Origin of the sequence: Streptomyces sp. NPDC058284, assembly GCF_042881135.1 — a bacterium.
Taxonomy (GTDB): Bacteria; Actinomycetota; Actinomycetes; order Streptomycetales; family Streptomycetaceae; genus Streptomyces.
The window spans coordinates 197842-209796 of sequence record NZ_JBHVYE010000007.1; the positions used below are offsets into that span (position 1 = coordinate 197842).

At 70.0% G+C, this 11955-nt stretch carries 11 protein-coding genes; 3 read left to right on the forward strand and 8 right to left on the reverse strand.

The features are described from left to right. Positions 1 to 29: 29 nt before the first annotated feature. The 4 genes from ACFVYR_RS13080 to ACFVYR_RS13095 form a co-directional block, all read right to left on the reverse strand. Positions 30 to 1085 (reverse strand): LacI family DNA-binding transcriptional regulator, encoded by a 1056-nt coding sequence (locus ACFVYR_RS13080; protein WP_384257045.1) that lies wholly within the window; start codon positions 1083 to 1085, stop codon positions 30 to 32. Positions 1086 to 1208: 123 nt separating this feature from the next. Beyond that, entirely contained in the window at positions 1209 to 2846 is a 1638-nt protein-coding gene (locus tag ACFVYR_RS13085; protein WP_384257047.1) for an extracellular solute-binding protein, read from the reverse strand. Positions 2847 to 2899: 53 nt separating this feature from the next. After that, the gene (locus ACFVYR_RS13090) at positions 2900 to 3763 is read right to left on the reverse strand and encodes a carbohydrate ABC transporter permease (protein ID WP_384257211.1); all 864 of its coding nucleotides are present in this window, start codon (positions 3761 to 3763) and stop codon (positions 2900 to 2902) included. A 29-nt stretch (positions 3764 to 3792) separates the two neighbouring features. Continuing rightward, positions 3793 to 4647, reverse strand: a complete 855-nt coding sequence (locus ACFVYR_RS13095) for an ABC transporter permease (protein WP_384257213.1) — start codon at positions 4645 to 4647, stop codon at positions 3793 to 3795. A gap of 371 nt (positions 4648 to 5018) precedes the next feature. Here ACFVYR_RS13095 and ACFVYR_RS13100 point away from each other — a divergent pair, with 371 nt between their 5' ends. Continuing rightward, on the forward strand, positions 5019 to 5990 hold the full coding sequence (locus ACFVYR_RS13100; protein WP_384257216.1) for a hydroxyacid dehydrogenase: 972 nt from the start codon (positions 5019 to 5021) through the stop codon (positions 5988 to 5990). A gap of 358 nt (positions 5991 to 6348) precedes the next feature. Here ACFVYR_RS13100 and ACFVYR_RS13105 read toward each other — a convergent pair whose 3' ends face one another. Beyond that, positions 6349 to 6966, reverse strand: a complete 618-nt coding sequence (locus ACFVYR_RS13105; RefSeq protein WP_384257049.1) for a DUF305 domain-containing protein — start codon at positions 6964 to 6966, stop codon at positions 6349 to 6351. Between the two features lie 92 nt (positions 6967 to 7058). Next, entirely contained in the window at positions 7059 to 7715 is a 657-nt protein-coding gene (locus ACFVYR_RS13110; protein WP_384257052.1) for a DUF3105 domain-containing protein, read from the reverse strand. A 188-nt stretch (positions 7716 to 7903) separates the two neighbouring features. On the opposite strand from ACFVYR_RS13110, the gene ACFVYR_RS13115 reads away from it, so the two are divergent. Beyond that, the gene (locus tag ACFVYR_RS13115; protein ID WP_384257054.1) at positions 7904 to 8347 is read left to right on the forward strand and encodes an RrF2 family transcriptional regulator; all 444 of its coding nucleotides are present in this window, start codon (positions 7904 to 7906) and stop codon (positions 8345 to 8347) included. Between the two features lie 108 nt (positions 8348 to 8455). Here ACFVYR_RS13115 and ACFVYR_RS13120 read toward each other — a convergent pair whose 3' ends face one another. Beyond that, the gene (locus ACFVYR_RS13120; protein WP_384257056.1) at positions 8456 to 9682 is read right to left on the reverse strand and encodes a globin domain-containing protein; all 1227 of its coding nucleotides are present in this window, start codon (positions 9680 to 9682) and stop codon (positions 8456 to 8458) included. 347 nt (positions 9683 to 10029) lie between these two features. Here ACFVYR_RS13120 and ACFVYR_RS13125 point away from each other — a divergent pair, with 347 nt between their 5' ends. Then, positions 10030 to 11391 (forward strand): glutamine synthetase family protein, encoded by a 1362-nt coding sequence (locus ACFVYR_RS13125; RefSeq protein ID WP_384257058.1) that lies wholly within the window; start codon positions 10030 to 10032, stop codon positions 11389 to 11391. A gap of 67 nt (positions 11392 to 11458) precedes the next feature. On the opposite strand, the gene ACFVYR_RS13130 is transcribed toward ACFVYR_RS13125, so the two are convergent. Then, a complete protein-coding gene (locus tag ACFVYR_RS13130) occupies positions 11459 to 11896 on the reverse strand; it encodes a VOC family protein (RefSeq protein ID WP_384257060.1) in 438 nt (145 codons plus the stop codon). Positions 11897 to 11955 lie beyond the last annotated feature (59 nt).

The window sequence follows — 11955 nt, forward strand, 5'->3', positions numbered from 1 at the left end:
ACCGAGCCGCCGAGGTAGGAGCAGGCCCCCTACGCCCGTGCCCCCCGTACCGGCCGCACGCTCTCCCGGATCACGATGTGTGTGCCAAGGACGTGGCGTTCCTGGCCCGCGAGCGGAGCGCCGGAGAGGGCGTGACGCACCGCCGTGCGGCCCATCTCCTCGGCGGGGATGTGGACCGTCGTCAGGCCGGGGGTGATGTCCCCGGCCACCGGGTCGTCGTTGTAGCCGACCACCGACATGTCCTGCGGGACCCGCAGGCCGTACTCGCGCAGGGCGATGATCGCCGCCGCTGCGGCGCGGTCGTCACCCGCGAAGACCGCGGTGAAGTCGGGCCTGCCGCCCGCCCTTTCGAGCAGTTCGCGCATCGCGCGGTAGCCGTTGTTCTGCCCGAAGCCGGACCCGTGCAGGACGGCCTCACCGCGGGGCACCCCGTGGTCGTCGAGCGCCCGGAGGTAGCCGGCGAGGCGGTCCTCGCCGGTCGTGTTGCCGGGCTCGTAGCCGAGCAGGGCGATCCGGCGGTGGCCGGCGCCCAGGAGGTGGCTGGTGACGGCGTGGGCGCCCGCTTCGTTGTCGTACTCGACGACCAGCGCGGGCATGTCGGGCGTCGGCGCGGGGCGCCCGCACAGCACGAGCCGGGAGCCCGCCGCCGCGAGCGCCTGCGCGTACCGTGCCATCCGCTGCCGGTACTCGTCGTCCTGGACGGCGCCGCCCACCAGCATCACGGCCTCGGCGGCCTGCTCCCGCATCATCTGGACCAGCGCCAGCTCGCGCGCCGGGTCGCTGCCCGTCGACGCGACCAGGGTGAGCCGGCCGCGCTGGGCCGCCTCCACCTCCACGCCCTGCGCGACCTGCGCGTAGAACGCCCCGACCACGTCGTACATGAGGACCGCGATCGTCTTGCGCCCGGCACCCGCCAACGCGCGCGCGTGCGCGTTGGCGACGTAGTCCAGTTCCTTGACCGCCCGCAGCACCTTGGCGCGCGACGCCGTGGACGTCGGGTAGTTGCCCGCGAGGACCCGCGAGACGGTCGCTACCGAGACGCCCGCGCGCGCGGCCACCTCGCGGATGGTGACCCGCTCACCCACTGTGTCTCCCTCACCCGGCCACCGGCCGGTCCTTGATCGTCCGGCGGCCAACCCGCCGGTCCCGGGGAGGAGTTGCCGCACGCCGCCCCGCCCCGGACCATCATCGCGCGCCCGCCCGCCGGGTCAGTGCGCGGCCTCGTACTCCTTCAGGAACTCCTCACTGGACCGCCTGCCGCCCTGCGACAGCCACTTCTGATGAATGGCGTCCCACTCGGAGAGCTTCTTGCGTCCAGAGACGATGGCGGTCACGCCGTCCTCGATGATCTGCTGCATCGTGGCGCCCTGCCGGTTGTACGTCTGCGACATCAGGCCCCAGTGGTCGTCGGGCACGAGGAGCGGGACGACCTTCTTCTCCCAGGCGTGCAGCCGCTCGGTGAGGTCGGGGAAGCCGGGGAAGTACAGCGGCTGCGGGGCGTCCATCAGGTACGGGAACGGCAGGTTGGTCTTGGAGTCGATCAGACCGGTCTCGGTGGCGACCGGGTCGCCGTCCTTGTTGTACGTGAAGTGAGTGCCCTCGACGCCGTAGTGCATCAGCTCGTACTCCTTGGAGCCGAACGGCGAGGCCAGCCAGTCGAGCACCCGGAGCATCAGCCTGACGCGGTCCTTGGAGGCCTTCTTGATGACGGTGTAGCCGAAACAGCCGCGGTTCTGCTGGTAGACGGGTGTGACGCCGTCGACGGCGTACGGCTCGGCGACGTCCAGGGTGAACTCGTCCTTGATGCCCTGGGCGTTGGAGATGGCGGCGCCCCAGCCGTCCGTCATCGAGCGGACGGTGCCGTTGTAGAACTGGGTCTTCAGGTCGACCTGGGAGATCGATGTGGCGTCGGAGTTGTAGCAGCCGTCCTTGCGCAGCGTGGCCATGTACTCCAGGGCGGCCTTGAACGCGTCGGTCCCGTACATGTCGGTGACCTTGCCGCCCTTGATCTGCCACTGGTTGGGCGCGCCGTGCCACATCGCGTGGTAGAGGTACCCGAAGAAGCCCACCGTGGAAGCGCCGAGCGCGGACTTCTTCCCTCGCGACGCCTCTGCGGCCATCGCCCGGAAGTCGGCCGCGGACATGCCCGGCTCGTACCCGGCCTCGTTGAACGCCTCGCGGTTGATGAACATCGCGCCCTGCACCTTGGCGCGCTCGATCGGCAGCCCGTAGACGCGCCCGGCGATGCGGCCCATGCCCTCCCAGGCGTACGTGGGGATGTTGGCGAGGTTGGGGTAGTCCTTGACCGCATCGCCGGACAGGTGGTCGCTCAGGTCGGCGCAGCGGGACTTCACGAACTGCGACTCCCGCGGGAGCACGTATCCGCCACCGAAGTTGATCATGTCGGGCAGGTCGTCGCCCGACATCAGCGTCGACATCTTCGCGCGGAAGTCCGCGTCGGGGACGACGGTGAACTCGACCTCGACGCCCAGTGCCTCGTTGACGGCCTGCCAGTACTTGTTCTCGCCGGCCGGCTTCGGCGGGGTGCCGTAGGTGATGGTCATGACCTTGATCTTCTGCTTGCCGGTGCCCGGCTTCTCGGCCGTCGCCCGCACGAGCTTCTCCGGGTACTTCGTGTACCCGGGCTGCACGCCCTCGGCGGTCGGTGCGAGGTCGGGGGCGGGGCCCTTCGCCGGGATGTACGCAGGCCAGGGCGCCGCCTCGTGGCCCGCGTTGGAGACGTCGCCGCCGCCGCCGGAGTCGGTCGAGCAGGCGGTCAGGACGGACGGGGCGGCGAGCGCGGCGCCGCCGACGGCTATGGAGCGGAGCAGCGTGCGCCGCGACATCGAGGAACCGGACACGTGAATGAGCCCTTCTGTACGACGGGTTGGGGGACGGCTCAGCTCTTGATGGCGCCGGTGAGCACGCCCTTGGTGAAGTACTTCTGCAGGAAGGGGTAGACGAGCAGGATCGGCACGGTGGCGATCACCAGGACGGCCATCTGCGTCGTCTGTGGGGCGGAGACCAGGCCGGCCTCGCTCAGACCGGTGTCGGCGATCTGGGAGCCGCCGATGACGTACGTACGCAGGACCTGCGACAGCGGCCAGTGGCCGGACTCCATGTAGATCGATGCATGGAACCAGGCGTTCCAGTAGCTCACGGCGTAGAAGAGGGAGACCACGGCCAGCGCCGCCTTGGACAGCGGGAGCACGATCCGCCACAGGATCTGCCAGTCACCGGCGCCGTCGAGCCTGGCGGCCTCGTACAGCTCCTCCGGAATGCCCTGGAAGAAGCCGCGCAGCACGATCAGATTGAAGACGTTGATGAGGACGGGCGCGACGAGAGCCGCATACGTATCCATCATCCCCATGCCCTTGACCAGCAGGAACGCGGGGATCATGCCGGGCGGGAAGAGGAACGTGAACAGGATCAGAAGCAGCACGGGCTTGCCGCCGAAGACGCCGGGGCGGGCGAGCGCGTACGCGAGGAAGGTGGTGCACGCGAGCGAGAAGAGCGTGCCCGCCACGGTGAGGCCGACGCTGACGCCGAGGGCCTTGGTGACGATGCCGCCGTCGAGGATGGTCCGGTACGCGCGCAGGGTCGGATCGCTCGGCCACAGCACCCAGCCGCCGTTGTCCACGACCTCGCGGTTGGAGGCGAGCGAGGTGGAGACGATGACGAGGAACGGAATCAGCACGAGCCCGAGAACCACGGCCACCGCCACCGCCTTGGCGGCCCTGGTCGCGAACCGCGGCTTCTCCATCCAGGCGGGCCTGGTGACCTGACCGGTACTCACTTGTAGACCCCCTGTTCGCCGAGTCGGTGGGCGATCCGGTTGGCGGTGAAGACGAGCGCCGCGCCGACGACGCCCTTGAACAGGCCCGCGGCCGCGGCGTATCCGGTGTCGCCGCCGACGATGCCCTGCCAGAAGACGAAGGTGTCGAGAACCTCGCCGACCTCAGGGCCCACCGACTGTCGCTGCAGCAGCATCTGCTCGAAGCCGACGGAGAGGATGTCACCGAGCCGCATGATCAGCAGCAGGATGACGATGGGCCGGATGCTGGGCAGCGTGACGTGCCAGAAGCGCCGCCAGGGCCCGGCCCCGTCGATCGCCGAGGCCTCGTACAGCTGCTCGTCGACCTGCATCAGGGCGGCCAGGAAGATGATCGTCCCCCACCCTGCGTCCTTCCAGATCACCTCGATGACGACGAGCGGCTTGTAGGCGTCCGGATTGCCGATGATGTCGACGGTGTGCAGCCCGGAGTCGCTCAGGAAGGTGTTCAACAGCCCCGTGTCACTGAGCACTTGCTGGAAGAGCGCGACGACGACGACCCACGACAGGAAGTGCGGCAGGTAGATCACGGACTGCGTGAAACGACGCAGCAGGTCCGAGCTCAGGCTGTGCAGGAGCAGGGCGAGCGCCAGCGGGGCCGGAAAGAAGAACACCAGCTGAAGCACGGCGATGAACAGGGTGTTCCACGTCGCGTGCCAGAAGTCCGGGTCGCCGAACATCCGCGAGAAGTTCTCGGTGCCGACCCAGGGGCTGGCCCACAGGCCGTCGAAGGGGACGTACTCCTTGAAGGCCACCGCGTTGGCGACGAAGGCGCCGTAGTGGAAGACCAGGAAGTACACGAGCCCCGGCACCATGAGCAGGACCAGGACGCGGGTGCGCTGAAACCGCTTCCACAGCTCACCGCGCCCCTTTTTCTCACCACTTGACCCGCTATCGCGCCTGCCGGGCGGCTTCACCGCCTCGGTTTCCGCCCGGTCCTTCGTCACCGTCGGCACGGCAACCCCTCCGTCGTCGGAATAAGGTGCCCGGAATCTAAAGCGGTTACTTCGCCCGGTCAACCCCCCCTGCCTCGCTGTCTCTTGACCACTCTCCGGGATTAGTCCTAGCCTCCAGGCGCTGATTGGTAACCGGTTACTACGAGGGACGGTCACGCGTGGCAGATCAGGCAGAGCGGACGGATCGGCGAGTCCGGGCCGGCGAAGGACCGCCCGTCGCGGCCCTGGCCATGGGCGTCGAGGTCGCGGAGCGCGTGTTCCCACCGGACCTGCGCGAACGCCTCGCCCGCAGCGTGCGGTTGGCGCCGCTCGTCCTGTCGGGACCCCTCACGGCACCCGAGGCGCGGGCCGTCCTGGCCGGGACGGAAATCCTGGTCACGGGGTGGGAGTGCCCGCCCCTGACCCCCGAGATCCTGGACCGCGCACCACGCCTGCGCGCCGTCGTCCACGCGGCGGGCTCGGTCAAACCGATGGTGACCGACGCGGTCTGGGACCGCGGCATCACCGTCTCCTCGGCGGCGGACGCCAACGCGGACCCGGTGGTGGCGTTCACGCTCGCGGCGATCACGTTCGCCGCGAAGGGGGCACTGCCGACGGCGGCGGGCTACGCGGCCGGCTGGCCGCCGTTCACCGGGCGCACCGGCGCGGACGCCCGCACGATCGGCGTCGTCGGCGCGTCCCGGATCGGCCGCCGGGTCATCGCGGCGCTGCGCGCCTCGGACACGGGGTGCCGCGTCCTGCTCACGGACCCCTACGTGAGCCCCGCGGAGGCGGCGTCGCTCGGGGCGGAGCTGGTGGACCTGCCCGAACTGTGCGGGCGCAGCGGCATCGTCACGGTCCACGCCCCCCAACTCCCCGAGACGAGGGGCATGTTGAGCGCGGACATGCTGAAGCTCATCCCTGACGGCGGAACCGTCATCAACACGGCACGGGGATCACTCGTCGATACGGAGGCGCTGGCGCGGGAGTGCGGGGGCGGGCGCCTGGACGCGTTCCTGGACGTCACGGACCCCGAACCGCTGCCGGCCGGCCACGTGCTGCTGCGCCTGCCGAACGTCCTGGTCACCCCGCACATCGCGGGGGCGCAGGGGAGTGAGGTGCGCAGGCTGGGGGAGTACGCGGTGTCGGAGGTCGAACGGGTTCTGGCGGGGGCGCCTTTGCGGGGGCGGTTGTCGCGGGAGGACCTTTTCCGCCTGGCCTAATTTTTTCTGGCCCCTGGGCCTTGGGCGGGGCCGGGGGTGGGGGCCCCTCGTCTCCCCCTGCGGGTGCGGGTACGAACGGGACCGCCGCTTCGCGGCGGATGTATCCCACCCGCCCACCCGTTCACCCTGCGACGTACGGCCGGAGTAGGGACACGCCCCCACCGGGGCGCAGCCGCGAAACCGGCCGGAGGGGACGTGGGGGTATGTGCGAACGGAGCACCGAGCACGCTATAGCCCCATTGTCCGTGCAGCGTGACGCAGGGATAGCGAGTACGCACATACCCCCGCGGCCCCGCCCCACAGACGAACAACAGGCGCAGACCCGAGCCGAAGCGAAGCCGCTACTACGCCCCGGCCCTCACCCCCGCCCCCGCTCCTTGAGCATCGTCGCCATCAACGAGATCTCGGACTCCTGCGACTCCACCATCCCCCGCGCCAGCCGCCGCTCCGCGGACACCTCGCACCGCTCGACGCAGCCCTGAGCCATATGCACCCCGCCCCGGTGATGCCGCGTCATCAGCTGCAGGTACAGGATCTCCGCCTTCTTGCCGCTCAGCTTCCCGAGGCGCTTGAGCTCCGCCCCCGTAGCCATCCCCGGCATCAGCGCCCCGTCCTCACCGGCCGGCATGTCCCCCATGCCCATCCACTCCATGGGCGCCCCCTCCGGCACCTTCGGCAGCTCCCACAAGTCCAGCCAGCCGAGCAGCATGCCCCGCTGGTTCGCCTGCGTCTGGGCGATGTCGTACGCGAGGCGCCGCACCTCCTCGTCGTCGGTGCGGTCCCGCACGATGTACGACATCTCCACGGCCTGCTGATGGTGGACGGACATGTCCTGCGCGAAGCCCGCGTCGGCCGACGTGCGCGCGGGCGAGCCGCCGGAGTCGGAGTCCGTGGCGGCCACCGCCGCCGTGATGCCGCCCCCGGCGACGACGGCCGCCGCGACACAGCCGACGATCCAGTTGGTACGCCGCCTCATGACGCTCCCCACCTCACTGCGCTCCACCTCACTGCGCTCCGCACCACTGCGCTCCGCACCACTGCGCTCCCGACCTCAAGCCACTCCCGACCTCACTGCGCCAGCCCGCTCGTGCAGGCCGCCCCCGGCTCCGGCGTCTGCTTCCCCTGGACGTACGTGGAGAAGAACTCCTTGACCTTCGGGTCGTCCGCGCCCGACACGGTGCGCTGGTGGGCCCATGCGGTCAGCATGACGGGGTCCTTCTGGTCCTTGACCGGGCTCATCAGCGAGTACGGCGTGGCCTTGACCTTCGCCTCGAGCTTCTTCAGGTCGGCCGGCTTCGCCTTGTCGTTGTACGTGACCCAGACGGCGCCGTGCTCCAGGGAGTGCACCGCGTTCATCTCCGGGATCGCCTTCTTGTAGACATCGCCGTTGCAGTTCATCCACACCTGATTGTGGTCCCCGCCGACCGGCGGCGTCATGGGGTAGTTCACCGTCTTCGTGACGTGCGTACGACCGAGTTTGCCCCAGACCTTCTCGCCGTCCGACGAGACCTTGTACTTCGGCCAGCCCTTCGCGTCGTCCTTGCCCGAGTCGTCGGACGCCTTGTCGAAGAGGAAGAAGCCACCCACGCCGAGCGCCGCGACGACGACCGCGCTGAGGGTGATCGTGAGGACCCGCCCCCGGCGATCACGCGCGCGCTCTGCCCGGCGCATCTCCTCTATCCGGGCCTTGCGGGAAGCGTTGCTCGTGTTCTTGGCGGAACCCATGGTGTGTCCTTCTGCGGAAAGGGACGGACGGGACGACGAACGAGTCCGCTGATCGTAATGCGAGGGAGGGGCGGTACTACAGAGCGTTCTCGAATCGATGGCTTCGCCAGGTAGGACCGGGACGGAGAACAGGTAGGCCCGGGACGGAGAATTTGAGCCGCAGATGCGCATTACCTAGGCTCGAAGGCATGCGGCTCATGCGATCGACCGACCTGGCGCTGCGCACCCTCATGCGCCTGGCCGTGGCGAAGGGGACGGCTCCCACGACGCGTGAGGTGGCCGCCGACATGGCCGTGCCCTACACGCACGAGGCCAAGGTCGTCGCCGAGCTGCAGAAGCTGGGCCTGCTGGAGGCCCGCCGGGGCAGGGGCGGCGGCCTCGCGCTGACGGAGGCGGGCCGCACCGCGTCGGTCGGCGCGCTGGTGCGGTCCTTCGAGGGCACGGGTGACGTGGTGGACTGCGAGGGCGGCGGCGCACCGTGCCCGCTGAGCTCGGCGTGCCGCCTGCGGGACGCGCTGCGCAGGGCGCAGGAGGCGTTCTACGCCTCGCTGGACCCGCTCACGGTGGCGGACATCGTGGCGGCCCCGACGGGCGGGCTGTTGCTGGACATCACGACCCGGACCGCGGACTGATCCGGGCCGGTCCTCCCAGAGACCGCACCAGCCCGACTCCCGCTCCCACCCCCTGCCCCGCTCGCACCCCCTGCCCCCAACCCCGCTACCAACCCACCAACCCCACCCCTACGCCCGCGCCTGCCAAAGATCGGGCCCGAACACCTCGTAGTGGATGTCGGCGGCGGCGACCCCGCGCTCGATCAGCTGGGAACGTACCGCCCGCATGAAGGGCAGCGGACCGCACAGGTACGCGCGCGTGCCCGCCGCGATCGCGGGGAGCGCGGCCAGGTCGACGCGGCCCGTCAGGGAGTCGGGGTGGCCCGCGTCCGGCCGCTCGTAGAAGAAGTGGGCGGTACCGTCCGGGAGTTTGGCGGTGTACGCCGTGTGGTCGGCGCGCAGGGCGTGCTCGGCGGGGGAGCGGTCGGCGTGCACGACGGTGACGGGCCCGCGGTGCCCGGCGCCGGCGAGCTGCTCCAGCATGGCGATCATCGGGGTGACGCCGATGCCCGCGGAGGCGAGCAGCAGCGGGACGCCGGTGTCCGCCGCGTCGAGGACGAGGTCACCGTACGGCGGGGACAGCCGCAGCACGTCGCCGTGCCGCACGCGCGCGTGGAGGTGGTTCGAGACCTCCCCCTCGGGTGCCGCGTGGACCCCGGCGCCCCCGCGCACGCGCTTCACACTGATCTGCCGGACCTCATGACCCGGACCGACGCCTCCGGACAGGCTGTACTGACGTATCTGCCGTGCCCCGTCGTCGAGTTGGACCTGCACGGACACGTACTGCCCGGCGCGGAACTTGGGCGCGGGTGCCCCGTCGGCGGGCCGGAGCCGGAAGGTGGCGACGTCGGCGGTCTCCTCGACGCGGTCGACGACCTCCCACTCCCGCCAGGTGTCGTCGCCCGCGGCGACTCCGTGCCCGGCGTAGAGGCGGGCCTCGATGGCGATGAGGGCGTTGGCCATGAGCCAGTAGACGTCGTCCCAGGCGGCGGCCACCTCGGGTGTGACCGCGTCGCCGAGCACCTCGGCGATGGCGGCGAAGAGGTGGTGGTGCACGGTCTCGTACTGGCCGGGCGCCACGCCGAGCGAGGCGTGCTTGTGCGCGATGCGGCCAAGCAGCACGTCGGGCCGCTCGTCCGGGCGCTCCAGCAGGTGGGTGGCGAAGGCGGCGATCGAGCCCGCGAGAGCCTGGCGCTGGGTCCCTGCCGCCTGGTTGCCGCGGTTGAACAGGTCCTTGAGGAGCTCCGGATGGGCGGTGAAGAGCCGGTCGTAGAAGCGCTCGGTGATGTCGCCGATGGCCGCTGCGACGGCGGGAAGCGTGGCGCGGACGGTCGCGGCTGACTGCTCGGACAGCAACGTGGACTCCTCAAGGACGGAGAGGTACGGGGGGTACGGGAGGTTTGTGCCCCCCTTGTCTGTTTCGGGACTCAAATTAGCATCTGAAATGCAAGTTATAGCGAGAGGGGTGACTCCTGCGTGGACCGGCCGAGGCACCCGCCGCCGTTACGGCCGGGCCGTCGAGCAGGCACTATGGGCAGGGAGCGGCGAGCGGCACGGATCGGAACGCCGCGGTACGGCTCGGAGCGCCGCGGTACGGCATCCGCAACGTGCGCGAAACCGAGTAATGGGATGCTCGTGTGCCCGGTGCGTCCCGGGAGCCGGGTGCAGGTGGCCTGACCAGCAAGGATGGGTGGAAGCGGAAGATGGACAAGCAGCAGGAATTCGTGCTCCGTACGTTGGAGGAGCGCGACATCCGGTTCGTACGCCTGTGGTTCACGGATGTCCTCGGCTTCCTGAAGTCGGTGGCCGTGGCCCCGGCCGAGCTGGAGCAGGCGTTCGACGAGGGCATCGGCTTCGACGGCTCGGCGATCGAGGGATTCGCCCGGGTGTACGAGTCGGACATGATCGCCAAGCCGGACCCGTCGACGTTCCAGGTCCTGCCCTGGCGCGCGGAGGCGCCCGGCACGGCCCGGATGTTCTGCGACATCCTGATGCCGGACGGCTCACCGTCCTTCGCGGACCCGCGCTACGTCCTCAAGCGAGCCCTGGCCAAGACCTCCGACCTGGGCTTCACCTTCTACACCCACCCCGAGATCGAGTTCTTCCTCCTGAAGGACAAGCCGCTGGACGGCTCGCGGCCCACCCCCGCCGACAACTCCGGCTACTTCGACCACACCCCGCAGAACGTCGGGATGGACTTCCGCCGCCAGGCGATCACGATGCTCGAATCCATGGGCATCTCGGTGGAATTCAGCCACCACGAGGGCGCGCCCGGCCAGCAGGAGATCGACCTGCGCTACGCGGACGCGCTCTCCACGGCGGACAACATCATGACGTTCCGCCTGGTCATGAAGCAGGTCGCGCTGGAGCAGGGGGTCAACGCGACCTTCATGCCGAAGCCGTTCTCCGAGCACCCGGGCTCGGGCATGCACACGCACCTCTCCCTCTTCGAGGGCGACCGCAACGCGTTCTACGAGTCGGGCGCCGAGTACCAGCTCTCCAAGGTCGGCCGCTCCTTCATCGCGGGCCTGCTGCGGCACGCCGCGGAGATCTCGGCGGTCACCAACCAGTGGGTGAACTCCTACAAGCGCATCTGGGGCGGCTCCGAGCGCACGGCGGGCGCGGGCGGCGAGGCCCCCTCGTACATCTGCTGGGGCCACAACAACCGCTCCGCGCTGATCCGCGTCCCGATGTACAAGCCCGGCAAGACCGGCTCGGCCCGCGTCGAGGTCCGCTCCATCGACTCCGGCGCCAACCCCTACCTGACCTACGCGGTCCTGCTCGCCGCCGGCCTCAAGGGCATCGAGGAGGGCTACGAACTCCCGCCGGGCGCCGACGACGACGTATGGGCCCTGCGCGACGCGGAACGCCGAGCCCTCGGCATCGAGCCGCTCCCGCAGAACCTGGGCGAGGCGATCGCTCTCATGGAGAAGTCGGAACTGGTCGCCGAGACGCTCGGCGAGCACGTCTACGACTTCTTCCTGCGCAACAAGAAGCAGGAGTGGGAGGAGTACAGGTCAGAGGTCACCGCCTTTGAGCTGCGGAAGAACCTGCCGGTGCTGTAGGCGCGGGCCGGGCGAGGAGGGCGCCGACACCGCGGCGTCTCTCCGGGCCCCGCCCGGCGGCGCGACCTCAAGCCTTCGGAACGATTGCCTCCCGCAGCGGCGTAGTCGCGCGGACCCGGTACTCCTGGATCGCCCAGCCGTTGCCGTCCGGGTCCTTGAAGTACATGAACGTGCCGCCGTCCTGCGGAGCGTGCTGCACCGGCTCGGAGACGTCGAGTCCGCGCGCGACCAGCTCGGCGTGGGCCGCCTTCGCGTCGGCCACGCACAGCTGCAGGCCCTGGTAGGAGCCGGCGGGCGGCTTCGGGCCCGCCATCGTCTGCCATAGCGCGTCGCCCGCCAGGGCGATGGAGCAGCCCGAACCCGGCGGGGTCAGATGGACGATGCGCATGCCCGGCATGACCTCCGTGTCGATGTCCACGTGGAAGCCCAGCTTGTCGCGGTAGAACTCCATCGCGCGGTCGATGTCGCTGACGGGCAGCGGGATCACCTCGAGTGTGTATTCCATGAGCCGCAGTACAGCAGGGCGCCGGGCCGCTGTCAGCGCTACGGGCAAGGTGGCGCGCC

What these genes read in the sequence shown, in the direction of transcription:
- ACFVYR_RS13115 (WP_384257054.1), top strand. Translation starts at nt 7,904, where the DNA reads ATGCGGCTCATGCGATCGACCGACCTGGCGCTGCGCACCCTCATGCGC.
- ACFVYR_RS13130 (WP_384257060.1), bottom strand. Translation starts at nt 11,896, where the DNA reads ATGGAATACACACTCGAGGTGATCCCGCTGCCCGTCAGCGACATCGAC.
- ACFVYR_RS13110 (WP_384257052.1), bottom strand. Translation starts at nt 7,715, where the DNA reads ATGGGTTCCGCCAAGAACACGAGCAACGCTTCCCGCAAGGCCCGGATA.
- ACFVYR_RS13105 (WP_384257049.1), bottom strand. Translation starts at nt 6,966, where the DNA reads ATGAGGCGGCGTACCAACTGGATCGTCGGCTGTGTCGCGGCGGCCGTC.
- ACFVYR_RS13095 (WP_384257213.1), bottom strand. Translation starts at nt 4,647, where the DNA reads ATGGTGCCGGGGCTCGTGTACTTCCTGGTCTTCCACTACGGCGCCTTC.
- ACFVYR_RS13090 (WP_384257211.1), bottom strand. Translation starts at nt 3,763, where the DNA reads ATGGAGAAGCCGCGGTTCGCGACCAGGGCCGCCAAGGCGGTGGCGGTG.
- ACFVYR_RS13125 (WP_384257058.1), top strand. Translation starts at nt 10,030, where the DNA reads ATGGACAAGCAGCAGGAATTCGTGCTCCGTACGTTGGAGGAGCGCGAC.
- ACFVYR_RS13100 (WP_384257216.1), top strand. Translation starts at nt 5,019, where the DNA reads ATGGGCGTCGAGGTCGCGGAGCGCGTGTTCCCACCGGACCTGCGCGAA.
- ACFVYR_RS13085 (WP_384257047.1), bottom strand. Translation starts at nt 2,846, where the DNA reads ATGTCGCGGCGCACGCTGCTCCGCTCCATAGCCGTCGGCGGCGCCGCG.